This window comes from Achromobacter kerstersii, from assembly GCF_902859595.1.
Lineage (GTDB): Bacteria > Pseudomonadota > Gammaproteobacteria > Burkholderiales > Burkholderiaceae_B > Achromobacter > Achromobacter kerstersii.
The window spans coordinates 1,632,219-1,655,602 of record NZ_CADIJQ010000001.1 but is presented as its reverse complement, the minus strand read 5'-3'; the positions used below and the strand labels follow the sequence as shown (position 1 = coordinate 1,655,602).

The following is a 23,384-nucleotide window of genomic DNA, read 5'->3' as shown; positions in this document are numbered from 1 at the left end:
GGGCTAGCGTGTTTTTCGCCAGCCTTTTTTGGTTGACGAGTATTTTGTCATATCCGAGAATTCTCATATACGAGAATTCCGAAGGGCATCATGAGCACGCAGCAGTTTGATGTTGTCATCGTGGGAGCCGGCATTGCCGGCGCGTCGCTGGCCTACCGGCTGGCTGCGGAAACCGAGCCGCCGCCGCGTGTTCCGCTCCGTGTTCCGCTCCGTGTACTGCTGCTGGAACGTGAGTCGCAGCCGGGCTATCACTCCACGGGCCGCTCCGCCGCGATGTTCATGGAAACCTATGGCACGCCGCAGATCCAGGCGCTGACGCGCGCCAGCCGCGCGTTCTACGAACAGCCGCCGGCGGGCTTTTCCGAGCACCCGATTCTTCAGGATCGCGGTTGCCTGTATATCGCCAGCCAAGCGCAGCGCGACATGCTCATCCACAGTTTCGAGGCCGCGCGGGCGCTGGCCGGCAATGTGGAATTGCTGGATGGCGATGACGCGTTGGCGCGTGTGCCGTGCCTGCGGCCCGAGGCCGTGGCGGGCGGCGCGATGTTCGAACCCGACGCGCGCGACTTGGACGTGCATGCGCTGCACCAGGGTTTTCTGGCGGGCGCGCGCCGCCATGGCGCGGTGCTGCATTGCCACGCCGAAGTCGCGTCGGGCGCGCAGCAGGGCGATGGCCGGTGGGCGTTGACCTTGACGGACGGCACGCATCTTGACGCCGGCATCGTCGTCAACGCCGCGGGCGCCTGGGCCGATGAAGTGGCCAAGCGTTGCGGCGTGGCCCCGGTAGGCTTGCAGCCGTGCCGCCGCAGCGCCTTCACGTTTGCCGCGCCCGAAGGCGTGGACTGCACGGCGTGGCCGGCGGTGGTTGGCATCGACGAGAGTTTCTATTTCAAGCCGGATGCGGGCCAGTTACTGGGCTCGCCCGCCAACGCCGACCCGGTGGACGCGCACGATGTCGTGGCCGAAGAACTGGATGTGGCCACCGGCATCTATCACATCGAGGAAGCCACCACGCTGACGATCCGCCGGCCCGCCCATGTGTGGGCCGGGCTGCGCTCGTTCGTGCCGGACGGCGATCTGGTGGTGGGTTTTGACGCGGCCCAGCCGGGCTTTTTCTGGCTGGCAGCGCAGGGCGGCTATGGCATTCAGTCGGCGGCGGGCGTGTCGGCGATGGCGGCGGCGCTCTTGACCGGGCAGCCGCTGCCGGACGCGCTGATCGACGAGGGCGTGGCCCCGTCGTTGCTGTCGCCCATGCGGCTGCGCAAAGCACCCGGGGGCTAGGCCCAGGCTTTCAACGCATTATTTGCTGTGACTTCTGCTCAGACCAATTGAACAACAAGGGGAAAATAACCATGTTCATGCAACGCAGGAAGTTTGCCGTGGCGTGCGCCGTCATCGCTTTGGCCGCAAGCGCCGGGGCCGTGCAGGCCGCCGGGTATCCGCAACGGCCGATCCAGCTGATCGTGCCCTTTCCGCCGGGCGGCGCGGGCGACGTGCTGGGCCGGATCATCGCCAAGCGCATGGGGCAGGAGCTGGGGCAGTCGATCATCGTCGAGAACAAGGCGGGCGCAGGCACGATTCTGGGCGCGCAGACGGTGGCTAAAGCTGAGCCCGACGGCTACACGCTGCTGCTGAGTTCAGGCACGACGTTCACGGTGAACCCGGCCGTGTACGACAAGCTGCCGTACAGCCCGTCGCAAGACTTCCAGCCGGTGGGCATGGTGGGACGCGCGGCGTTGATCATCGTCGCCAATCCGCAGACGCCGTATTCAGACGTGAAGGGTTTGGTGGACGCCGCGCGCAAGCAGGGCGACAAGTTTTCGTATGGCTCGTTCGGTATTGGCACGGTGTCGCACTTTGCGGGCGAGATGTTCCAGGAAGCCGCCGGCACGCACATGACGCACATTCCGTACAAGGGCAGTTCGCCGGCCATGACGGACTTGATCGGCGGCCAGATTCCGGTCTTGTTCGATACGGTGGTGTCAGCCATGCCGCAGATCAAATCGGGCAAGGTCAAGGCCATTGCCGTGACCACGCCGCAGCGTTCCGGCTTCCTGCCAGACGTGCCGACGGTGGCCGAGGCCGGCTACCCGGACGTCAGCATGGACACCTGGATAGCCGTGTTCGCGCCCAAGCGCGTGCCAGCGGATGTGGTCGCGACGTTGAACGCCGCCATCACCAAGACCTTGCAAGACCCCGACACCCAGAACCAGTTGCGCGCCAGCGGTTTTGAACCCACGCCGATGGACGGCGCGGGGGTCGCGCGCATCATCGCTGAAGAAACGCCGCGCTTCGCGCAGATTGCCAAACGCGCCGGGATCAAGGCACAGTAAGCCTGCTCCCACGCTTCGCAAAACATGCCCGCCGCGCCGGGCATGCCACGCAACACCCGGGGGGCGGTCATGGCCGTCCCCGCGCTGTTTTCAAGACTGACAAGGATTTTTTGCATGAGCCATTCCAACGATCTGCTGTCGCTGTCCGCGGTTGAACTGCGCCGGCGCATCGGCGCCCGCAGCCTGTCGCCAGTGGAGCTGCTGGATGCCTGCATCGCCCGCATCCAGGCGGTGAACCCGGCCATCAATGCCGTGACGGCCACCTGCTTTGACCGCGCCCGCGACGAAGCGCGGCGCGCCGAAGCGGCCGTGATGCGCGGCGATGCGCTGGGTGCGCTGCATGGCTTGCCCCTGGGCGTGAAAGACCTGGAAGACACGGGCGGCCTGCTCAGCACTTACGGGTCGCCCAACTTCCGCGAAAACGTGCCGGTGGCCGACAACATTCTGGTGGCGCGCTTGCGGGCGGCCGGCGCCATTGTGGTGGGCAAGACCAACGTGCCGGAAATGGGCGCGGGCGCCAATTCCCGCAACCCCGTCTGGGGCGCCACCGGCAACCCCTTCAACCCCATGTTGAACGCGGGCGGCTCATCAGGCGGTTCGGCTGCGGCGCTGGCCACCGATATGCTGCCCTTGTGCACCGGGTCGGATACCGGCGGGTCGCTGCGCATCCCCGCCGCCAAGTGCGGCGTGGTGGGCTTTCGGCCATCACCGGGCTTGATTCCCGTTGACCGCCGCCAGTTGGGCTGGACGCCGATTTCTGTCGTCGGCCCCATGGGCCGCAGCGTCGAAGATGCCTGCCTGCAAATGGCGCCCACCGTCGCCATTGATCCCTTGGACCCCTTGTCGTATTCCGATGACGGCGCGTTGTACGCGGTGCCTGGCCGGGTGGACTTGGGGTCATTGCGCGTGGCTTACACCGAAGACTTCGGCGTGTGCCCGGTGGACGATGACATCCGCCGCACCTTCCGCGCCAAGATCGAAGCCATGCGGCATTTGTTCCGCAGCTGCGATCCGGTGTCGGTGGACATGGGCGAGGCCGACCGCTGCTTTGACGTGGTGCGCGCCGAAAGCTTTGTCGCCGCGTTTCGCGACACGTACGAAAAAGATCCCGGTTTGCTCGGCCCCAACGTGCGCGCCAATTACGAGATCGGCGCCAACATGACGCTGGCCGACCGCGCCTGGAGCCATCTGGAGCAGACGCGCCTGTTCCGCCGTTTCCAAGCGCTGTACCGCGATTACGATCTGGTGCTGTCGCCGGTGACGCCGGTGTCGCCGTTTCCGTGGTCGGAGCTGTATGCGCAGACCATCGAAGGCAAGCCCGCGCGCAATTACTACCACTGGCTGGGGCTGACTTACGTGGTGACGCTGGTGGCCAACCCGGCGCTGTCTTTGCCGTGCGGCGTGGACGAACGCGGCATGCCATTCGGCCTGCAAGTCATCGGCCCGCATCGCGGCGATGCGCGCGTGCTGGCGTGCGGCCATGCGATGGAGCAGGCGTTTGCGGCCAGCGACGCCTTGCGCCGTCCGCGTCCGGATTTGACCAAGCTCGCCCAACCCGTCCCGGCGCTGCGTGAGCTGGCGACGCATCCCGCGCCCGAAGCCTTGGCGACGCGCGCGTTCACGGCTGAGGAGGCCGCGTCATTGCGCGCGGGCGGTTCGGCGTCGGCGGCGGTGTAAAAGCGGGGGGGGGGCTGGGGACGTGGGTTCAAGCCGGCATTCTGGGCTGAGAATCGTGCGGCTCGGGGCTGAGAATCGTGCTGCCCGGGGCTGAGAGTCGTGCTGCCCGGGGCGGCTATCCAAACGCCGCCTTGACCGCCGCAAACGCGGCCGCCACCAGCGGGTCGGCACGGCGCGGCGCCTGCGTGATGAATGACAGCTCGGCCTGAATCGACAGCCCCTTGATCAGCAGCAAGCCGTTGGCCTGCGACTCACGCAGCGCGATGGAGTCCCGCACCAGCGACAGCCCCACACCCGAGCGCACCAGGTCCAGCATCGACGCTTCCTGATCCACTTCTGCCACCGCGTTGGGCGCGATGCCCAGTGCGTCGAACTTGTCCGCCAGCAGGCGATGGTGCACGGAATCTGGCGGGGTCCAGATCCACGGCAGCGCGGCAATTTCCGCCCAGCCGCGTCCGGCCACCTGCGCGCCCCAGCCCTTGGGCGCCACCACGTAATAGGCAAACGACGCCAGCGGCAGCGCGTCCAGCCCCGGTCCGCCTTGGGACCCCGCAGGCCCCAGAAAGAAGCCCACATCCAATTCCCCCGCCCGCACCTGCCGGCCCACCGAGCCGGACATGCCGTGGCGCAGCGTGGGGCGGATCTTCGGGTAGTGCTCGACCAGGTATTGCAGGGTTGCGCCCAGCCGTAAAAATTCCGGGTCCAGGATGGTGCCGATGCGCAACTCGCCTTGCACCGTGTCGCGCAAGGCGCCGATGGCGCGCTGGAAATCGTCCAGCGCGTCCAGGATGCGCTGCGCCGACGGCAGCAGCGCGCGGCCATCGGCGTTGGGCGCCAGGCCTTGCGCGGTGCGCGCGAACAGCGTCAGGTCCAGCGATTCCTGAAAGTTCTTCAGTTGCAAGCTGAGCGCCGGCTGGGTCAGGTGCAGGTGCTCGGCCGCGCGCGTCAGATTGCCTTCGCGCGCCACGGCGGCAAAGGTGCGGATGTGCTTCAGGTCCATGGCGATGTCCGGAATCGGGGGATGAGCATTATTAAAGATGCTTATAAACCGGTTTTCAACATTTCATTGGACAGTTGCGAGCCGCTGCGCCAGAGTCTTGCCAGATGCCCGGCGCGCGCGCACGCGACGCAGCCGGGTCGGCTCATCGTGACGGCTGCCTTCGATTAGGGGGCGCCGGATAAAACCAGATAAGAAGAGCTTATGGAGACATACGACATCATCATCGTCGGCGCAGGCTCGGCCGGCTGCGTGCTGGCCAATCGGCTGAGCCAGGACCCGAACACGCGGGTGCTGCTGCTGGAAGCGGGCGGGCGCGACAACTACCACTGGATTCACATTCCGGTGGGCTATCTGTACTGCATTGGCAACCCGCGCACCGACTGGATGTACCGCACGGTGAAGGAACCGGGGCTGGGCGGGCGTTCACTGATCTATCCGCGCGGCCGCGTGCTGGGCGGCTGCTCGTCCATCAACGGCATGATCTACATGCGCGGCCAGCGTGAAGACTATGAAGACTGGGCGGCGCTGTCCGGCGACCCCGCCTGGAGCTGGGACCAGGTGCTGCCGGTGTTCAAGCGCAGCGAGGACTATCACCGTGGCGCCGACGAATTCCATGGGGCGGGCGGCGAATGGCGGGTGGAAGCGCAGCGCTTGCGCTGGGACATCCTGGAAGCCTTTGCCAGCGCGGCCGAACAGGAAGGCATTCCGCGCGTGCAGGACTTCAACCGGGGCGACAACTTCGGCAGCGGTTACTTCGAAGTGAACCAGCGGCGCGGCTGGCGTTGGAACACGTCGAAGGCGTTTCTGCGCCCCGTACAAAAGCGCCCGAACCTGCATGTGATGACGGGCGCGCATGTGGAACAGCTGATGCTGGAAGGCAAGCGCTGCGTGGGCGTGCAGTTGCGGCGCGATGGCAAAAGCCTGACCGTGCGCGCGCGGCGCGAAGTGGTGCTGGCGGCGGGGGCGGTGAACACGCCGCATCTGCTGGAACTGTCGGGCATCGGCGAACCCGCGCGGCTGCGCGAAAGCGGTATCGCGCTGCGCCATGCCTTGCCTGGCGTGGGCGAAAACCTGCAAGACCATCTGCAACTGCGCGTCATCATCAAGGTCAATGGCGTGAAGACGCTGAACCGCATCACAGCGTCGTGGTGGGGCAAGGCGGGCATCGGCCTGGAATACCTGATGAAGCGCAGCGGGCCGATGAGCATGGCGCCGTCGCAGCTGGGGGCGTTTGCGAAGTCGGACCCGGGGCAAGCGCGCGCCAACGTGGAATTCCATGTGCAGCCGCTGTCGCTGGGCGCGTTTGGTGAACCGCTGCATGGCTTCGATGCGTTCACGGCCAGCGTCTGCAACCTGCGGCCGACCTCGCGCGGCAGCGTGCATGCGCAGGGGCCGGTGCAGGCGGGCGAGGCCAGTGCGCCCGTCATCGCGGCGAATTACCTGAGCACGGAAGCCGACATTCAAGTGGCGGCCGATTCCATAAAGCTGGTGCGCCGCATTACCGCTGCGCCTGCGTTGCAGCGCTATCAGCCGCAGGAATGGCTGCCGGGGCCGGACTATCAAACGGATGCGCAGCTGCGCGAAGCCGCTGGCAAGATCGGCACGACCATCTTCCACCCGGTAGGCACGTGCGCGATGGGCAAGAGCGCCGACAGCGGTGCGGTGGTGGATTCGCGCTTGCGGGTGTTCGGGCTGGAAGGCCTGCGTATTGCGGACGCGTCGGTGATGCCACTGATCACGTCCGGCAATACGAATTCACCCACCATCATGATTGCGGAGCGCGCGGCCGACATGATCCGCCAGGATGCAATGCCGGCCTGACGCGTTCAGCGCAACGAGCGGTACGTGTCCTGACGTTGCGGGTGGGTCAGCATCACTTGCCAGAGCTGACCCTCGCGCGACCGGAAGAAGCCCGCGCAACACATCAGATAGTATTTCCACATGCGGTAAAAGCGCACGCCATAACGCGCTTGAAGCGTGGGCCAGGCGCGTTCGAAGTTGTCCCACCAGGCCATCAGCGTGCGGTCGTAGTCAGCGCCGAAGTTGTGCCAGTCTTCGATGATGAAGCGGTGTTCAACGGCGGTGGCGATTTCACGCGCGGACGGCAGCTTGCCGTTCGGGAACACGTAGCGGTCGATCCACGGGTCGGTGCTTTGGCTGGTGGCCGCGATGCCGATGGTGTGCAGCAGGAACACGCCGTCTGTCGACATCAGGCGCTGCACGTTGCTGAAGTAGGTGTCGTAGTTTTTGGGGCCGACGTGTTCGAACATGCCCACGGACACGACCTTGTCGAAGCTGCCTTGCAGGTCGCGGTAGTCTTGCAGCAGCAGCGTCACGGGCAGGCCTTTGACCCGTTCCTGCGCCAGCGCCAATTGCTCTTTCGATACCGTCACGCCCGTGACCGTGGCGCCATAGTTTTCGGCGGCGAACTTGGCTAGCCCGCCCCAGCCGCAGCCGATATCCAGCAGCGTTTCGCCGGGTTTCAATTGCAGCTTGCGGCAGATCATGTCCAGCTTGGCCAGTTGCGCCTCTTCCAGCGTCTTGGCGTTTTCCCAGTAGGCGCAGGAATAGATCATGCGGCTGTCGAGCATGGCTTCGAACACGTCGTTGCCCGCGTCGTAATGCTGTTCGCCCACTTCAAAGGCGCGGCCCTTGGATTGCAAATTGAAGAGCTTGTGGCGCAGGTGTTCGGCAATCAGCTTGATGCGCGCCACGCCCAGCGCGGCGGAACCCATGTCGGCGCGCAGCAGCCGCGTGAACAACTCGTCCAGCCGCTCGCAATCCCATTCCCCATCCATATACGATTCGCCCAGCCCCAGCGACCAGCTGGCGAACACGCGTTCGTACATGTGCTTGTCATGCACCTGGATGTCCCACGGGCGCGAGCCATTGATCTGCACGTCGGCGCGCGACAGCACATCCTGGAGCACTTTGGGAGGTTCGGGGGGAGGGGGGCTGACCGCGGGGGGGGAATGGTCGGGGGTGGTCAGCGGAGAGGCAGGACTGCTTTGCTGCATACGGACTCCATATCAATTTTGGGATGACTGATCTGGCAATGCCTGAAGCTCATAACTCTCGCCCTAAGCGGCGGCCGATTCCAATTTAATGAATGGATCGGCGCGATAGAAAAATGCAATTTCCTGCCGGGGGCGCCGAAGAGAATGGGGAGATCGTAGCGAGGCGCGGGCGCAGTGTCCAGCACGGGGAAGGGGTGCGGCGCGTGGCCGACATCGTCGTGGCTGCCGCGCCCCATTCATGTGCATGTTCGAGTAGCGCGATTACACTAGTCCGCCCTGTTGTGCCGCCGTCCTGGCGCGCGCCGGTTTGTGGAGTGTGTAGATGGTGGACGCTACCCAGCAGCCCCGATTGGACTTCGTCACTTGCGCCAGCCCGGCCGGTTTGCACCGGATGGCCTACTGGGAATGGGGCGACCCCGCCAACGACCGGGTGCTGCTTTGCGTGCATGGCCTGACCCGCAGCGGCCGTGATTTCGATGTGCTGGCCCGCCGGCTGGCCGGCCAGTACCGGGTGGTTTGCCCCGATGTGGTGGGGCGCGGCCGGTCGGATTGGCTCGTCAACCCGGCGTTCTACACGGTGCCGCAGTACGTGTCCGACATGGTCACGTTGATTGCGCGGTTGCAGCCCGGCCGGCTGGCATGGGTGGGCACCTCGATGGGCGGGCTGATCGGGCTGGCGCTGTCGGGCGCGTCCGTCTTCGCAACCGCGATGCAGGCCATGCGCCCGCACGCGGGCATGCTGCCGCCCGGCCAGGGCATTCAATTGGACAAGCTGGTGCTGAACGATGTCGGCCCGCGCCTGGAAACGGGCGCCTTGTCGCGCATTGGCCAGTACGTGGGCGAGCCGGGCGAATTCGCCACGTTTGAGGAAGCGGTGGCCACCATGCGCGCCAATTCCGAGACCTTTGGGCCGCATACCGACGCGCAATGGGCAGACTTGGCGCAGTACCTGTACCCGGAAAACGGCGGTAAGTGGGTCAAGCACTATGATCTGGCGCTGGCCCAGGCGCTGGCCGCGCAAACCCCTGACGAACTGGCGGCAGGCGAACAGATTCTGTGGCGGTCCTATGATGCGACGCCTTGCCCGGTGCTGATCGTGCGCGGCGAAAAGTCTGACTTGCTGACGCGCACCACGGTTGACGAGATGCTGAAACGCAATCCGCGCGCCCAAGCCATGGAAGTGCCGGGCGTGGGCCATGCCCCCACGCTGATCGCTGACGCGCAGGTGGAGCCGGTGGCGGCGTTTTTGCTGGGCTGAATGGGTCGGCTGAATTGCTCGGCTGAATTGCTCGGCTGAGCTGCTGACCTGAGTTTGTTGCCCGGACCTGACCTAACCAGACCAGGCCGAACCGTCCGCCCCGCGATTATGGGGACAGCCCGGCGCTATCCACCGCGCCGGGCCTTCTCTACAATAGCCCGATGACATCGCGCACCTTGAACATCGACCTCCATTGCCATTCCACCGTTTCGGACGGCGCGCTTGCGCCCCGCGACGTGGCGCAGCGCGCGCACGGCAATGGCGTGGACGTCTGGGCGCTGACGGATCACGACGAAGTGGGCGGCCTGGCCGAAGCCGCGCGTGCGGCCGAAGACCTAGGCATGCGCTTTGCCACGGGCGTGGAAATCTCGGTGACGTGGGCAGGGCTGACGGTGCACATCGTGGGCCTGCGCTTTGACCCGAACAACACCGCGCTGGTGGAAGGGCTGCGCCAGACGCGCTCGGGCCGCGCCGAACGCGCCAAGCGCATCGGCGACCGGCTGGCTGAAATGGGCATGCCCGGCGCCTACGAAGGCGCGCTGCCTTTTGCCGGCAACCCCGAACTGATCAGCCGCACGCACTTTGCGCGCTATCTGGTTGAAGCCGGCTACTGCCCCGACGTGCAAACCGTATTCACCAAGCACCTGGGCGACGACCGCCCCGGCCATGTGCCCATGCAATGGGCCACCTTGGCCGAAGCGGTGGGCTGGATTCGTGGCGCGGGCGGCCGCGCCGTCATCGCCCACCCGGGCCGCTACAAATACACCCCTTTGCAATTCGCCGCGCTGTTCGACGAATTCCTGCAACTGGGCGGCGAAGGCATCGAAGTCACGACGGGCAGCCACACCGTCGAAGAAGCCCGCCAATACGCCGACGTTGCACGCCGCTACGGCTTTCTGGCCTCGCGCGGTTCGGACTTTCACAGTCCCAAGGAAAGCCGGATCGACCTGGGCCGTCTGCCCTCGCTGCCGTCCGACTTGAAACCAGTCTGGCACGACTGGTTCTGACGCGGGCGGCGCCGCCGCCCATCCTGCAAGCCATTGACTGGGATCGCGCCATTGCGGCGCAGCCGCTATGAACAAAGCCTTTGTGAAAGAGTCGGACAACGACGACGACGATGATCTGCCGCAAACCCAAGCGCTGCCGGCAGGCACCAAAAACTACATGACGCCCGAAGGCTACGAACGCCTGCGCGCCGAGCTCACGCATCTGATGAACGTCGAGCGCCCGTCGGTGGTGCAAGTGGTGTCCTGGGCCGCCTCCAACGGCGACCGCTCTGAAAACGGCGACTATCTGTACGGTAAAAAGCGCCTGCGCGAAATCGACCGCCGCATGCGCTTTTTGACCAAGCGCCTGGACATCGCCGAAGTCGTGGACCCGGCCATCCAGCCCAACCGCGACCAAGTGTTCTTCGGTGCCACCGTGCTGTATTCGGACAAGGCCGGCGAAGACCACAAAGTCACCATCGTGGGCGTGGACGAAGCCGAACCCTTGGCCGGGAAAATCAGCTGGATTTCCCCCGTGGCGCGCGCGCTGATCAAGGCGAAGGAAGGCGATACGGTGGTGCTGCGCACGCCGGGCGGCATTGAAGAGCTGGATATTCTGGAAGTCAGCTATCCGGCGTAATGGACGCCCATTGAGACCGATGACCCGATCCCGCGATCGCATCCTATCGGCGAATCACCCCTGAAAAGGAAACAGGCGCCAGCTTGTGGCTGGCGCCTGTTTGGTTGGGAGGGATCTGACGTCCCTGCCTCGGTGTGGCGGCTTGCGCCGCCGTTCCCCTGGGGCTTGCTGCTAAGTCGGTACGGTGCGGCTCACTTCTTGCGTGCGGCGATGGACTTCTCGGCCATGTTGACCAGGTCTTCGCCGATCTGCTTCTTCCACTTGTCGTAAACGGGCTGCGTCACCTTGGCGAACGCGTCGTGCTCGGCCGGCGACAAGGACGTGACCGTCACGCCGTGGCCTTCAATTTCCTTCAGCAGCGACGGGTCTTCCGGCGTGACGCCCTTGCGCGCGATCACGATCTGCTGCTTACCGGCGTCAAGCGCGGCCTGGCGCACGATGTCGCGATCTTTTTCCGACCACGAATTCCACACTTCGCGGTTCACCACGAAGATCAGCGGGTCGGCCACGTAGTTCCACAGGGTCAGATACTTCTGGCCCACGGTGTACAGCTTGGAACCGGTGTAGATGGACAGGGGGTTTTCCTGGCCGTCAACCGCGCCGCTGGCCAATGCCGGCTGCGCATCGGCCCAGCTCATCTGCGTGGGGTTGGCGCCCAGCGCGGTGAACGTGTCGATGTACAGCGGCGAACCCACCACGCGCAGCTTCATGCCCTTCATGTCTTCGGGCTTCTTGATTTCGCGCTTGGAATTGCTGACCTGGCGGTAGCCGTTTTCGCCCCATGCCAGCGGCACGACGCCCGCCTTTTCGATCAGCTTGAACATCTCTTTCCCCACATCGCCTTGCACCAGCGCGTCGATGGCGGCGTAGTCGGGCATCAGGAAGGGCAGCGAGAACAGGTTCAACTGCTTGACCTGCGGCGACCAGTTGATGGTTGAGCCCACGGCCATGTCGATCACGCCTTGGCGGATGGCGGTGAATTCGCGCGTCTGGTCACCTTGCACCAGCGACGTGCCCGGATAGACCTTGATGTTGATGCGGCCATCGGTGCGTTCGCGCACCAGCTTGGACCAGATTTCGGCGCCCTGGCCCCACGGGAAGGTGGTGCCCACGACGATCGACAGCTTGTATTCGGGCTTGTAGTTTTGCGCGTGCACCGGCGTCATGCCGACGGCAGCCGCCGCGCACAACGCGGCGCCGATCAGGTTGCGGAAGTTCATGCGATGTCTCCTCTCTTTGCGAGTGTGTCTGTTGTTGTGTTGAGAACCTGCACTTCAATAGCCCAGCTTTTTCGGCAACCACAGCGCCAGCTGCGGGAACACCAGCACCGCCACCAGCACCAGGAACATCGCGCCCAGCAGCCACACCACCCAGCGCACCGTGGACTCCATCGGCACGCGCGCAATGCGGCACGACACCATCAGGTTCACGGCCAGCGGCGGGGTGAATTGGCCAAGCGCCACCTTCAAGGTCAGGATCACGCCGAACCACACCGGGTCCCAGCCGTAGGCGTTGGCAATCGGCATCAGCAGCGGCACGAAAATCAGGAAGATCGAAATGCCGTCCAGGAACATGCCGACCGTCATCAGCAGCAGAATCAGCAGCGACAGCACGCCCCATTCGCCCAGGCCGGAATTGACGATGGCGTTCGTGATCGGGTCAATCACGCTCAGCGTGGACAGCGCCCACGCGAAGATGCCGGCCAGCGTCACCACCAGCATGATCACGGCGGACAGCTCGGCGGCTTCGCGCAAAATCTTGTACAAGTCTCGGAACTTGATGGTGCGGTGAATGAAACCGCCCACGAACAAGCCGTAGAACACGGCGACGACGGCAGCTTCGGTGGGCGTGAACCAGCCCATGCGCATGCCGCCCAGAATCAGCACAGGCGCCGCCAGCCCCCACGACGCTTCGCGCAGGCTGGCCCAGAAGGGCGGGCGGGGCAGGTGGGCTTCCAGCGCGCCCATCTTGTATTTGCGCGACAGCCATACCGCCGGAATGATCAGCGCGAAACCGGCCAGAATGCCGGGGATCATGCCCGCAGCGAACAATGCCGGCACGGACGCGCCCGGCACCAGCACCGAGTAAATGATGAAGGCCACCGACGGCGGGATCAGGATGTCGGTGGCGGCGCCTGCGGCCACCACCGCCGCCGAGAACGAACCCGGATAGCCCGCGCGCGACATCGCCGTGATCATCACCGCGCCCACCGCCGCCGCGCAGGCCGGGCCGGAACCCGAGATGCCGCCCAGGAACATGGCCACCGCAATCGACACCAGCGGCAGCATGCCCGGGCCGCGGCCGACGATGGCAATCGCAAAGTCCACCAGCCGTTTGGCCACGCCCGAGCGGTCGAAGATGGACCCCACCAGCACGAACATCGGAATCGCCAGCAGCGGGTACTTGGCCAGCCCCGCGTAGAAATTCTGCGGCACGGTCAACAGGCCATACCAGGGCGTGTCCAGGTTGGACAGCACGATGGCAACCGTGCCGCCAATACCCAGCGCCACGCCAACCGGCACGCCGATCAGCATCAGCACGATGAAGACAACGAACAAGAGGGTGGCGATCATTTCGTGTCGGCGCCCCGGGCGATGCGGCGGATCGTGCCGATGGTGCGCAGCGAAATCGCCGCGGCCATCACGGGCAGCCAGATCGAATACCACCAGGTCGGCACGCCAATCGCGGGCGAGGTTTCTTCGTAGATATATTCGTCGGACACCAGCTTCACCGACAGCACGGTCAGCAGCAGGAAGAACGCCAGCACGCAGCCGTTGGAAATCAGCGCCATGATGCGCTGGCGGCGGGGTGAACCGTTGTCGGCCAGGATTTCGATGCGGATGTGGTGGTTGCGCACGAACGCCACGCTGCCGCCCGCCATGGTCAGCACGATCAGCAGGAACACCGAAATTTCTTCGGTCCACGCAAACGACTGGTCGGTGAAGTAGCGCACCAGCACGTTGGCGAACGTGATCAGCGCCAGCGTCGCCAGCAGGATCACGGCCAGCCAGTCTTCGATGGCCAGCGGCACGCGGACGGGGGGATCTGCTTCAACGGGGATGATCGGTTCGACAGGCTCGGCGGGGGCTTCGGAACGGGACATGGGTGAGGCGACGGCAGGGCGCTAGGCGCGCTTTCTATTGAGAGTCGCTGCATCCTACCGTTGCCCCGAGGGCGCGATAGCTCGTGTTTTCCCGTGGTGCGGGGCGACAACAACATGTTGCATTGCGTCAGACGGGGCCTGGCCAGAGCCGCGGGGCGGCGAATAAACCGCGATGCCCTCAGGGCTTTACCGAAATATTGCTACGCACCATGCGGGTGCAAGGTCGGCGGAATTCTTTTGTAACAATAGGGAAAACCGGGGGTTGGCAAGATTCTTGAACGGTTCTTGAACGCTTCTTGAATATCGGCTCCGGGAAAACCCCCTAAACAGGTAAAATCACTTTTTGCACCCATCCTTATACGGCGCCCGCATCGTGTCCCTAGTTCAGCATCTGCCTGGTTCCTCCGTCCTGTCCTCCTTTCGTCGCGATCGCCTACTGGCGCAATTGAAGGAAGCCGGCCTGCCGGTGGCCGACATCTCCGCTCGTTACGAGCACTTCGTCAGCACCGACGCCGCGTTGACGGCCGAACAGCAGCAACACCTGACCCAACTGCTGGACTACGGCACGCCCAGCACGGCCGACGCCCCGGCCAAGAGCCTGTCCCTGCTGGTCATTCCCCGCCTGGGCACCATTTCCCCGTGGGCCAGCAAGGCCACCGACATCGCCCACAACTGTGGCCTGTCGTCGGTGCACCGCATCGAGCGCGGCGTGCGTTACGTGATCACCCCCGAACGCGGCCTGCTCGGCACCAAATCGTTTGACGACGCCATGCTGGCGCGCGCGGCCGATTGCCTGCACGACCGCATGACCGAAACCGTGGTTGACGCCAGCTTCGACGGCCAGGCGCTTTTCCAGACGCTGGCCGGCAAGCCCATGCGCACGGTGGGCGTGCAGGCCAGCGGCGTCCAAGCACTGGCCGAAGCCAATATTTCGCTGGGCCTGGCCCTGTCGGAAGACGAAATCGAATACCTGGCCAAGTCGTTCACCGACTTGGGCCGCGACCCCACCGATGTGGAATTGATGATGTTCGCGCAAGCCAATAGCGAACATTGCCGCCACAAGATCTTCAACGCCGAATGGGTGATCGACGGCCAGTCGCAGCCCAACACGCTGTTTGGCATGATCCGCGCCACGCACAAGGCGCAGCCGGAAGGCACCGTCGTGGCGTACTCGGACAACGCCGCCATCATGGAAGGCGGCCCCGCGCAGCGCTTCCAGGCCGGCGTGCCCGGCGTCACGGGCGAGGGCGCTGACGGCGCCAAGTACATCCGCCGCGACACCACCGTGCACACCTTGATGAAGGTGGAAACGCACAACCACCCGACCGCCATCGCCCCGTTCCCGGGCGCGTCCACGGGCGCGGGCGGCGAAATCCGCGACGAAGGCGCAACCGGCCGCGGCTCCAAGCCCAAGGCAGGCCTGACCGGCTTCACCGTGTCGCACCTGCGTTTCGACGACGCGCTGCAACCCTGGGAAGCCGACCACCACGGCCTGCCCGAGCGCATCGCCTCGCCGCTGTCCATCATGATCGACGGCCCCATCGGCGGCGCGGCGTTCAACAACGAATTCGGCCGGCCCAACCTCTTGGGCTACTTCCGCTCGTTCGAGCAGACCGCTGGCGGCACGCGCTGGGGCTATCACAAGCCCATCATGATCGCGGGCGGCCTGGGCAGCATCGACGCGGGCCTGACCCACAAAGACGTGATCCCCCCTGGCGCGCTGCTGATTCAGCTGGGCGGCCCGGGCTTCCGTATCGGCATGGGCGGCGGCGCCGCCTCCAGCATCAGCATGGGCAGCAACTCGGCCGAACTGGACTTTGATTCCGTCCAGCGCGGCAATCCGGAAATCGAACGCCGTGCCCAGGAAGTTATCGACCGCTGCTGGCAGCAGGCCGAGAACAACCCCATCATCGCCATCCACGACGTGGGTGCGGGCGGTTTGTCCAATGCCTTCCCGGAATTGGTCAACGACGCCGGCCGTGGCGCCATCTTTGATCTGAAGCGTGTGCCGCTGGAAGAGTCGGGCCTGTCGCCCGCCGAAATCTGGAGCAACGAATCGCAGGAACGCTATGTTCTGTCGATTCTGCCGAAAGACTTGGAACGCTTTGACGCCATCGCCCGCCGCGAACGCTGCCCGTACGCGGTGGTGGGCGTGGCCACTGAAGAACGCCAGCTGCGCGTGGTGGACGGCGAGGGCTTGCCCGGCCTGGACACCATTCGCCCGCAAGGCGACGCCGAAGTGCGCCCCGTGGACGTGCCGATCGACGTCATCCTGGGCAAGCCGCCGCGCATGACGCGCGACGTGCGCCGCCTGCCTGGCGTGTCCGCGCCGCTGGACCTTGCCGGCATCGACCTGACCGAAGCCGCTTACCGCGTGCTGCGTCACCCGACGGTCGCCAACAAGTCGTTCCTGATCACCATCGGTGACCGCACCGTGGGCGGGCTGTCCAGCCGTGACCAGATGGTGGGCCCGTGGCAAGTGCCGGTGGCTGACTGCGCGGTTACCTTGGCCGACTACGAAGGCTTCCGCGGCGAAGCGATGTCGATGGGTGAACGCACCCCCATCGCCATGCTCGACGCTCCGGCGTCCGGCCGCATGGCCGTGGCCGAAGCGCTGACCAACCTGGCCGCCGCCGACGTGGCGCGCCTGGAAGACATCAAGCTGTCCGCCAACTGGATGGCCGCTTGCGGCGTCGACGGCCAGGACGCCGCGCTGTATGACACCGTGTCCGCCGTCAGCGAACTGTGCCAGGCCACCGGCCTGTCCATTCCCGTGGGCAAGGATTCGCTGTCCATGAAGACGTCCTGGGAACAGGACGGCGAACAGCGCCAGGTGGTGGCGCCGGTGTCGCTGGTGGTCACGGCGTTTGCACCCGTTGCCGACGTGCGCGCCAGCCTCACGCCGCAGTTGCGCACCGACGCCGGTGACAGCGTGCTGATCCTGATCGATCTGGGCCGTGGCCGTCACCGCATGGGTGGCTCGATTCTGGCGCAGACCTACAACCAGGTCGGCGAAACCGTGCCCGACATCGACGCGCCGCAAGAGCTGCGCGCGTTCTTCATCACGATCCGCACGCTGGCCGAAGCCGGCACCATCCTGGCCTACCACGACCGTTCCGACGGCGGCCTGTTCGCCACGCTGACCGAAATGGCCTTCGCCGGCCGCACCGGTATCTCGGTGAATCTGGACATGCTGACGTTCGATCCGCAATCGGCGGATTGGGGCGACTACAAGATCCGCCCGGATCAAGTGAAGGTGCAGCGCGAAGAACTGACGCTCAAGGCGCTGTTCTCGGAAGAAGCGGGCGCCGTCATTCAAGTGCCGGCATCGCAACGCGACGCCGTCATGCAAGTGCTGCGTGGCGCTGGCCTGTCGGCTCACTCGCACGTGATCGGCGGCCTGAATGGCGCCGATGAAGTCGAGTTCTATCGCGATGGCAAGAAGGTCTGGGGCCAGCCGCGCGCTGAACTCGGCCGCGCCTGGAGCGAAGTGTCTTACCGCATCATGTCGCGCCGCGACAACCCGGCGTGCGCGCAAGCGGAACTTGACGTCTGGAACGATACGACCGACCCGGGCATGAGCCCGAACGTGTCCTTCGACCCGCAAGAGAACATCGCCGCGCCCTTCATCAACACCGGCAAGCGTCCGCGCGTGGCCATCCTGCGCGAGCAGGGTTGCAACAGCCAGGTCGAAATGGCCTGGGCGTTTGATACCTCGGGCTTTGAAGCCATCGACGTCCACATGACCGACCTCTTGGCCGGCCGCGTGGACCTGGCGCAGATGCAAGGCCTGGTGGCCGTGGGCGGCTTCAGCTACGGCGACGTGCTGGGCGCAGGCGAAGGCTGGGCGCGCACCATCCGCTTCAACAGCAAGCTGTCGGATCAGTTCGCCGCGTACTTCGCGCGTCCCGATACGTTCGCGCTGGGCGTGTGCAACGGCTGCCAGATGATGGCTGCGTTGGCCCCGATGATTCCGGGCGCCGAGCACTGGCCGCGCTTCACGCGCAACCAGTCGGAAAAGTACGAAGCCCGTCTGTCGATGGTGGAATTGGCGAAGTCGCCGTCCATCTTCTTCGCCGGCATGGAAGGCGCTCGTATTCCCGTCGCCGTGGCGCACGGTGAAGGCTTTGCCGACTTCTCGCAGCAGGGCGACGCCAGCCGCGTGCTCACCGCCGCGCGCTACATCGACAACCGTGGCCAAGCCACCGAGGCCTACCCGTTCAACCCGAACGGCAGCCCGGGCGGCCTGACGTCCGTCACCACCGCCGATGGCCGCTTCACGGTCATGATGCCGCACCCGGAACGCGTGACCCGCAACGTCATGATGTCGTGGGCGCCCGAGACGTGGGGCAATGCCGACACGGGTGGCGCGTACAGCCCGTGGATGCGCATCTTCCGCAACGCGCGCGCCTGGTTGAAGTAAAGCTACAGCGATAACACGCTTGCGTTCTGGTTGCCGCTTGCGCGGTGAGCGGGGAGCATAAAGAACGGGCCTTGCGCCCGTTCTTTTTTTTGCGCGCCCGGATGGGCCGGGCCACGAGAGGCCGCGCCACGATTGGCCATGCTCCGATTGATCATGCTCCTATTGAGCGGGCCTCGATTGGCCACGCGCCGGTTCCGCAAGTAGGATGAGGGCAGCCCGCATTGGCGGAATCCTGCATTCATAGGGGGAATCGTCATGAAGCTGAATAAGCTGCACGATGTCATCGGAACCGTTTTGCTTATCCTGGTTCCACTGATCTACGCGTTTTATGTGGCCGTGATGGCACTCTCTTTCGGAAAAATCCAAGGCGGGTTTATTGCTGCTGGCGATAGCCACGGCGTGGCGCTTGCCCGAGGCATGTTGCACATGGCGTTGTCGCCCGGCGCATTTGCTGCCGCGGCTGCGTGGATGTTGCTGCGGCGCTCGCCCGCGCACCGTATCCGCTGGGCATGGGGCGTGTTCGCCTGGCTGTGGTTCAGCATTGCGATGTCGGTGGTGCTGGCGCCGGTGTTTTATGCGTGGGCAGCGTTGCAGGCGGTGTGGGCAGCGGCGTTGGCCTGGACCTGCCGGGCGGCTCGCCATTCTGCGGCCTGAGGCAACTTGCCTGAAGCAACAAGCCAGAAGCAACAAGCCAGAAGCAACAATGCCTGCCGAAGCGGCAGGCATTGTCACGCGAGAGCAAGCGAAAAACGCGCTAGGCCTTGCGGTTATGAGGCGCCGTTGCGAAAGTACGTGGCTTCGCGCTCGAACTGCGTCGCCAGTTCTTCGGCGGCCGGCGTCAGCGGATGTGCGCTGCGTTGGAACAAGCCGATGGCATAGCTGGGCAAGGGTTCGGACACGGGCACAATTTCAAGCTGTTCGCGCAGCATGCCGGTTGTGATCAGCGCGGTGGGCAACAGCGCCATGCGATCACTGTTGGCCACCAACGCTGCCGCGTCGATCAGGCCATCCGTGTACATGTCCACGCGCGGCGCGCCGAGCCCGGCGTCGTCAAATACCTTGTAGACCGCTGCACCTGGCTGGCCGGGCGGCCCTGCAACGGTGAACACCACGTCTTGCAATTCATACATCGTGCGCGCTTGCCGCAAAGGGTGATCGCGGCGCGCCGCCACCACCAGCGGACTGTCGATCAGCGAGCGCACCTTCAACTGTGAGTCCGCATTCTCTGCATTCACGGGGCAGATGGCGAAGTCGAGTTGGCCGTCGCGCAGCAACGGCGTCAGCGTGTGGTAAAGCCCGCTGCGGCAACTGAGCTCCACTTCGGGGTAGACCTGCCGAAAGCGCTGAATGGCGGACGGCGCCAGCAACACCGATGCCGCCGCCGAGATGCCATATTGCACCGTGCCCATGCGCTCGCCGCGCATTTGCGACATGGTGTCGCGCGCGCGTTTGGTCTCGTGAACCAAATGCTGCGCATGAGGAAGAAAACGTTTGCCGTAGTCGTTGGGCCGCATGCCTTTGGCGTGCCTGTCGAACAACGGTAATCCCAGTGTGCGTTCCAGCCGTCGCAGGGATTTGGTCATTGCCGGTTGAGTTTGCCCGGTCGCGCGGGCTGCCGCGTGCACGCTGCCATGTTGCGTGACCGCCAGAAAGTCGAACACTTGCTGCAACTTCATGTTGATGCCTCCCCGTTATTACTCGGTCGATCTTGCTATTAGCGTCCCCGCTTGCTCGCATCTAGAGTGCTCAGTGACCGTAGTTCATTCACACGAAGGAGGCAAGCATGCGCACTGAGAACGTGGCGGAACGGCCAAACGTAGTCTTCATCGTGGCGGACGATTTAGGCTCCGCAGACCTGGGTTGCTATGGCGGCCGGCCCGCGGATTTTGGCGATGTGTCGCCTGAACTGGATGCCTTGGCTGCAAGCGGCATTCGCTTCACGCAGGGCTATGCCAATGCGCCCGTGGGATCGCCCACGCGCTTTGCATTGATGACGGGGCGCTACCAATACCGGCTGCGTGGCGCGGCCGAAGAACCCTTGAACGGCAGCGCACGCGGCAGTGACATGTTGGGCCTGCCGCCGGCGCATCCTACGCTGGCGTCGTTGTTGCGCGCGGCGGGCTACGCGACGTCGCTGGTCGGAAAATGGCACTTGGGTTACCCGCCACATTTCGGCCCGTTGCGATCGGGGTATCAAGACTTCTACGGATCGCTGTCTGGCAACGTGGACTACTTCAGCCATCGCGACCAGCATGGCCAGTACGACTTGTGGCAGAACCTGCGTGCGGCCAATGCCACCGGCTACCTGACCGATCTGCTGACCGAGCGCGCGGTGCAAACCATCGACCACGCGGCCCAAGCGCGCACGCCGCTCTTTCTTAGCCTGCACTACACGGCGCCGCAATCGCCGTGGGAAGCGCGCGGCGATGAAGCGCGCGCCTATCAGGTGGCGCCCAATCTGCTCGACTTGAATGGCGGCAGCGTGCATACCTATCGCAGCATGATTCATCACATGGATGAAGGCGTGGGACGCGTGCGCCAGGCGCTGGCGCGCAACGGGCTGCTGGATAACACTCTGATTATCTTCACTAGCGGCAACGGCGGCGACCGCTTTGCCGATAGCTGGCCCTTGATGGGCGGCAAGATGGACCTGACCGAAGGCGGCATCCGCGTGCCGTGGATTGCGCACTGGCCCGCCGTGATCGCGCCCGGCCGCATCAGCCGTCAACAGTGCATGACCATGGATTGGACCGCCACCGTGCTGGACGCGGCGGGCGTGGCGCCGCACGAGGACTTTCCGCTGGACGGCGTGTCGATGTTGGGCGTGTTGCATGGCAAGCCGGAGTTCGAACGCAAGCTGTATTGGCGCACCAAGCACCGCGGCCAGCGCGCCAGCCGGCAGGGCGACTGGAAGTATTTGCAGGTGGATGGCTACTCGTACTTGTTCGACTTGTCGCGCGATGAGCGCGAACGCGCCAATCAGGCCACGCATGATCCCGGCAGGCTGGCGGACATGCGGCGCGACTGGCTGCAATGGAATGCGGCGATGCCCGTGATTCCGCACGACGCCGCCACCGGGCTGGGGTATACGCAGCGCCACATGCCGCTGCGCTGACTGGGCAAAGGGCGGTCAGGGGCTGTCAGGGGCGGACAGAGGCGGTCAGAGGTGGTCAGAGGCTGTCAGGGGCTGCCAGCGGCTGTCAGCGCGCTGTAACCCAATGAGATATTTAACTTTTCATTGCAGCCTGTCGTTAACCCGGGGAGCGTTATGCAAACCGGAGTGACCCTATATGTTCAAGAATTTAAGTATCCGCGCCATTTTGACGACCGCCCTGGCTGTCTTTTTTGGGCTTTTCCTGGTCACCGGCGTGGCCGTCTATCAGCAACTCACGTCCAACCGCACGTCCATTGAAGTCTTGCTGGACACGAACCTGGTGCGCGCCAATGCCGTGGACGGCGCGGCTGCCGAACTGCTGCGCGCACGTCTCGTCTTGCTGGCCGCCCAGAGCGCGCTGATCGAAGGCAAGAGCATCGACAGCCTGCCGAGCATGCAGCGCCTGGACGGCTACACGAAAAAAGCGTCTGACTTGATTGACATGGCGCGCAAGCAACCCGAAGTGTCGGAAGTAGGTAAGCCCTTGTTCGACGCCGCGTTGGCCGCCTATGACGTCTACCAGCGCGACGCCATCGCGCCGATGGTGGCGGCCATTCGCGCCGGCAAGCCCCAAGACGCCAGCCGCCTGAACCTGGAGAAGGTCACGCCGCTGGGCATCGCCTTCACGCAAGCCATCCAGAAGTATGTGGACTACGCGGACGAAATCGGCCAACGCGTGGCGCGCGAGGCATCCACGCGCATCAACGGCGCGATTGTGCTGCTGGTCTGTTTGCTGGTGGTGGTGGCGGTGCTGGTGGTGAGCCTGTACGCGATCTTCGCCCGCTCCGTTTTCCGCCCCTTGCATGACGCGGGCCGTTTGTTTGACCGCATCGCGGGTGGCGACTTGAGTAACCGCATCGAACAACGCGGCGACAACGAAATCGGCGTGCTGTACGCCGCCGTCAAGCGCATGCAGGACAGCCTGGCGCGCACCGTGTCGGCCGTTCGCCTGGGCGTGGAAGAAATCCACACCGGTTCGCGCGAGATCGCGGCTGGCAACATCGACTTGTCTTCGCGTACCGAGCAGCAAGCGGCGTCGCTTGAGGAAACGGCCGCCAGCATGGACGAGCTGTCGTCCACCGTGAAGAACAATGCCGACAGTTCGCGCAGCGCCTCGCAATTGGCGACGGTGGCGTCCGAAGTGGCCACGCGCGGCGGCAAGGCCGTGGGCGACGTGGTGGGCACGATGCGCGGCATTGCCGACAGCTCCAAGCGCATCGCCGATATCGTGGGCGTGATCGACGGCATCGCGTTCCAGACCAACATCCTGGCATTGAACGCCGCAGTAGAAGCCGCGCGTGCAGGCGAGCAGGGCAAGGGCTTTGCGGTGGTGGCCAGCGAAGTTCGCGCCCTGGCGCAGCGCAGCGGCCAGGCGGCCAAGGAAATCAAGGGCTTGATCGACGATTCCGTGCAGAAGGTGTCGATCGGGTCAGATCAGGTGGAAGCCGCGGGCGCGACGATGGAAGAGATCGTGACGTCGGTGCGCCGCGTGACGGACATCATCAACGAGATTTCGAGCGCGTCCGAAGAGCAGTCGCAAGGGATTCAGCAGGTGAATCAGGCGGTGTCGCAGATGGACAGCGTGACGCAGCAAAACGCCGCGCTGGTTGAACAGGCCGCGGCAAGCGCCGCGTCGCTGGAATCCCAAGCGCAACGTTTGCGCGAAGCGGTGGCCGTGTTCAAGTTGCAGGCGGGCGGGCAGGTGATTGACGCCGATGCGCCGGCGCTGGGACGGGGCGCGCAGGCGGCGCTGATCGGCGCTTGATGCTTAAGTCGATGGCCGTATCGGCCTG

18 protein-coding genes are annotated in these 23,384 nt (G+C 64.9%); 12 read left to right on the top strand and 6 right to left on the bottom strand.

Annotated elements, in window-relative coordinates; all coding sequences use genetic code 11:
* The first annotated feature begins 87 nt into the window (after positions 1 to 87).
* From HV765_RS07195 to HV765_RS07185, 3 genes are all read left to right on the top strand, one after another.
* Positions 88 to 1,281, top strand: coding sequence for an NAD(P)/FAD-dependent oxidoreductase (locus tag HV765_RS07195; RefSeq protein ID WP_420840111.1), 1,194 nt, complete (start codon positions 88 to 90; stop codon positions 1,279 to 1,281).
* 71 nt (positions 1,282 to 1,352) lie between these two features.
* The gene (locus HV765_RS07190; protein WP_175169241.1) at positions 1,353 to 2,333 is read left to right on the top strand and encodes a Bug family tripartite tricarboxylate transporter substrate binding protein; all 981 of its coding nucleotides are present in this window, start codon (positions 1,353 to 1,355) and stop codon (positions 2,331 to 2,333) included.
* A gap of 114 nt (positions 2,334 to 2,447) precedes the next feature.
* The gene (locus HV765_RS07185; protein ID WP_175169240.1) at positions 2,448 to 4,010 is read left to right on the top strand and encodes an amidase; all 1,563 of its coding nucleotides are present in this window, start codon (positions 2,448 to 2,450) and stop codon (positions 4,008 to 4,010) included.
* A gap of 115 nt (positions 4,011 to 4,125) precedes the next feature.
* On the opposite strand, the gene HV765_RS07180 is transcribed toward HV765_RS07185, so the two are convergent.
* Positions 4,126 to 5,010: a LysR family transcriptional regulator gene (locus tag HV765_RS07180; RefSeq protein WP_175169239.1), complete on the bottom strand. Its 885-nt coding sequence runs from the start codon at positions 5,008 to 5,010 to the stop codon at positions 4,126 to 4,128.
* Between the two features lie 21 nt (positions 5,011 to 5,031).
* Between HV765_RS07180 and HV765_RS07175 the strand changes: the two genes are divergently transcribed.
* Positions 5,032 to 5,178 (top strand): hypothetical protein, encoded by a 147-nt coding sequence (locus HV765_RS07175; protein ID WP_175169238.1) that lies wholly within the window; start codon positions 5,032 to 5,034, stop codon positions 5,176 to 5,178.
* A gap of 33 nt (positions 5,179 to 5,211) precedes the next feature.
* Positions 5,212 to 6,831, top strand: a complete 1,620-nt coding sequence (locus HV765_RS07170; RefSeq protein WP_175169237.1) for a GMC family oxidoreductase — start codon at positions 5,212 to 5,214, stop codon at positions 6,829 to 6,831.
* A 5-nt stretch (positions 6,832 to 6,836) separates the two neighbouring features.
* On the opposite strand, the gene cfa is transcribed toward HV765_RS07170, so the two are convergent.
* Positions 6,837 to 8,027 (bottom strand): cyclopropane fatty acyl phospholipid synthase, encoded by a 1,191-nt coding sequence (cfa, locus tag HV765_RS07165; RefSeq protein ID WP_156336737.1) that lies wholly within the window; start codon positions 8,025 to 8,027, stop codon positions 6,837 to 6,839.
* A 322-nt stretch (positions 8,028 to 8,349) separates the two neighbouring features.
* Between cfa and HV765_RS07160 the strand changes: the two genes are divergently transcribed.
* The 3 genes from HV765_RS07160 to greB all read left to right on the top strand — a co-directional run bounded on the left by HV765_RS07160 (position 8,350) and on the right by greB (position 10,911).
* The gene (locus HV765_RS07160; protein WP_175169236.1) at positions 8,350 to 9,285 is read left to right on the top strand and encodes an alpha/beta fold hydrolase; all 936 of its coding nucleotides are present in this window, start codon (positions 8,350 to 8,352) and stop codon (positions 9,283 to 9,285) included.
* Between the two features lie 161 nt (positions 9,286 to 9,446).
* Positions 9,447 to 10,292, top strand: a complete 846-nt coding sequence (locus HV765_RS07155; RefSeq protein WP_054425266.1) for a 3',5'-nucleoside bisphosphate phosphatase — start codon at positions 9,447 to 9,449, stop codon at positions 10,290 to 10,292.
* 67 nt (positions 10,293 to 10,359) lie between these two features.
* Complete coding sequence (gene greB / locus HV765_RS07150) at positions 10,360 to 10,911, top strand: transcription elongation factor GreB (protein WP_054425267.1); 552 nt, start codon at positions 10,360 to 10,362, stop codon at positions 10,909 to 10,911.
* A 191-nt stretch (positions 10,912 to 11,102) separates the two neighbouring features.
* Here greB and HV765_RS07145 read toward each other — a convergent pair whose 3' ends face one another.
* The 3 genes from HV765_RS07145 to HV765_RS07135 are packed head-to-tail and all read right to left on the bottom strand — an operon-like array spanning position 11,103 to position 14,014.
* Complete coding sequence (locus tag HV765_RS07145) at positions 11,103 to 12,131, bottom strand: DctP family TRAP transporter solute-binding subunit (protein ID WP_054425269.1); 1,029 nt, start codon at positions 12,129 to 12,131, stop codon at positions 11,103 to 11,105.
* Positions 12,132 to 12,185: 54 nt separating this feature from the next.
* The gene (locus HV765_RS07140) at positions 12,186 to 13,484 is read right to left on the bottom strand and encodes a TRAP transporter large permease (protein WP_054425271.1); all 1,299 of its coding nucleotides are present in this window, start codon (positions 13,482 to 13,484) and stop codon (positions 12,186 to 12,188) included.
* Positions 13,481 to 14,014, bottom strand: a complete 534-nt coding sequence (locus HV765_RS07135; protein WP_054425273.1) for a TRAP transporter small permease — start codon at positions 14,012 to 14,014, stop codon at positions 13,481 to 13,483. The genes HV765_RS07140 and HV765_RS07135 overlap by 4 nt, the downstream gene beginning before the upstream one ends.
* A 373-nt stretch (positions 14,015 to 14,387) precedes the next feature.
* Here HV765_RS07135 and purL point away from each other — a divergent pair, with 373 nt between their 5' ends.
* Together purL and HV765_RS07125 are read left to right on the top strand one after the other, a co-directional pair.
* Positions 14,388 to 18,437, top strand: a complete 4,050-nt coding sequence (gene purL, locus HV765_RS07130) for a phosphoribosylformylglycinamidine synthase (protein WP_175169235.1) — start codon at positions 14,388 to 14,390, stop codon at positions 18,435 to 18,437.
* Positions 18,438 to 18,692: 255 nt separating this feature from the next.
* Positions 18,693 to 19,091 carry a hypothetical protein gene (locus tag HV765_RS07125; protein WP_054425275.1) on the top strand — a complete coding sequence of 133 codons (399 nt, stop codon included), beginning with the start codon at positions 18,693 to 18,695 and terminating at the stop codon, positions 19,089 to 19,091.
* Positions 19,092 to 19,204: 113 nt separating this feature from the next.
* Here HV765_RS07125 and HV765_RS07120 read toward each other — a convergent pair whose 3' ends face one another.
* Complete coding sequence (locus HV765_RS07120) at positions 19,205 to 20,113, bottom strand: LysR substrate-binding domain-containing protein (protein ID WP_054425277.1); 909 nt, start codon at positions 20,111 to 20,113, stop codon at positions 19,205 to 19,207.
* 107 nt (positions 20,114 to 20,220) lie between these two features.
* Between HV765_RS07120 and HV765_RS07115 the strand changes: the two genes are divergently transcribed.
* Positions 20,221 to 21,552: a sulfatase family protein gene (locus tag HV765_RS07115; protein WP_175169234.1), complete on the top strand. Its 1,332-nt coding sequence runs from the start codon at positions 20,221 to 20,223 to the stop codon at positions 21,550 to 21,552.
* Between the two features lie 175 nt (positions 21,553 to 21,727).
* The gene (locus tag HV765_RS07110) at positions 21,728 to 23,356 is read left to right on the top strand and encodes a methyl-accepting chemotaxis protein (protein WP_175169233.1); all 1,629 of its coding nucleotides are present in this window, start codon (positions 21,728 to 21,730) and stop codon (positions 23,354 to 23,356) included.
* The last annotated feature ends 28 nt before the right edge of the window (positions 23,357 to 23,384 follow it).

Bases quoted from the DNA above. Each gene is read 5' to 3' on its own strand.
- HV765_RS07175 (WP_175169238.1), top strand. From the start codon at position 5,032: ATGAGCATTATTAAAGATGCTTATAAACCGGTTTTCAACATTTCATTG.
- HV765_RS07170 (WP_175169237.1), top strand. From the start codon at position 5,212: ATGGAGACATACGACATCATCATCGTCGGCGCAGGCTCGGCCGGCTGC.
- HV765_RS07115 (WP_175169234.1), top strand. From the start codon at position 20,221: ATGCGCACTGAGAACGTGGCGGAACGGCCAAACGTAGTCTTCATCGTG.
- HV765_RS07180 (WP_175169239.1), bottom strand. From the start codon at position 5,010: ATGGACCTGAAGCACATCCGCACCTTTGCCGCCGTGGCGCGCGAAGGC.
- HV765_RS07185 (WP_175169240.1), top strand. From the start codon at position 2,448: ATGAGCCATTCCAACGATCTGCTGTCGCTGTCCGCGGTTGAACTGCGC.
- HV765_RS07190 (WP_175169241.1), top strand. From the start codon at position 1,353: ATGTTCATGCAACGCAGGAAGTTTGCCGTGGCGTGCGCCGTCATCGCT.
- cfa (WP_156336737.1), bottom strand. From the start codon at position 8,027: ATGCAGCAAAGCAGTCCTGCCTCTCCGCTGACCACCCCCGACCATTCC.
- HV765_RS07110 (WP_175169233.1), top strand. From the start codon at position 21,728: ATGTTCAAGAATTTAAGTATCCGCGCCATTTTGACGACCGCCCTGGCT.
- HV765_RS07135 (WP_054425273.1), bottom strand. From the start codon at position 14,014: ATGTCCCGTTCCGAAGCCCCCGCCGAGCCTGTCGAACCGATCATCCCC.
- HV765_RS07125 (WP_054425275.1), top strand. From the start codon at position 18,693: ATGAAGCTGAATAAGCTGCACGATGTCATCGGAACCGTTTTGCTTATC.
- HV765_RS07140 (WP_054425271.1), bottom strand. From the start codon at position 13,484: ATGATCGCCACCCTCTTGTTCGTTGTCTTCATCGTGCTGATGCTGATC.
- HV765_RS07120 (WP_054425277.1), bottom strand. From the start codon at position 20,113: ATGAAGTTGCAGCAAGTGTTCGACTTTCTGGCGGTCACGCAACATGGC.
- HV765_RS07155 (WP_054425266.1), top strand. From the start codon at position 9,447: ATGACATCGCGCACCTTGAACATCGACCTCCATTGCCATTCCACCGTT.
- HV765_RS07160 (WP_175169236.1), top strand. From the start codon at position 8,350: ATGGTGGACGCTACCCAGCAGCCCCGATTGGACTTCGTCACTTGCGCC.
- HV765_RS07145 (WP_054425269.1), bottom strand. From the start codon at position 12,131: ATGAACTTCCGCAACCTGATCGGCGCCGCGTTGTGCGCGGCGGCTGCC.
- greB (WP_054425267.1), top strand. From the start codon at position 10,360: ATGAACAAAGCCTTTGTGAAAGAGTCGGACAACGACGACGACGATGAT.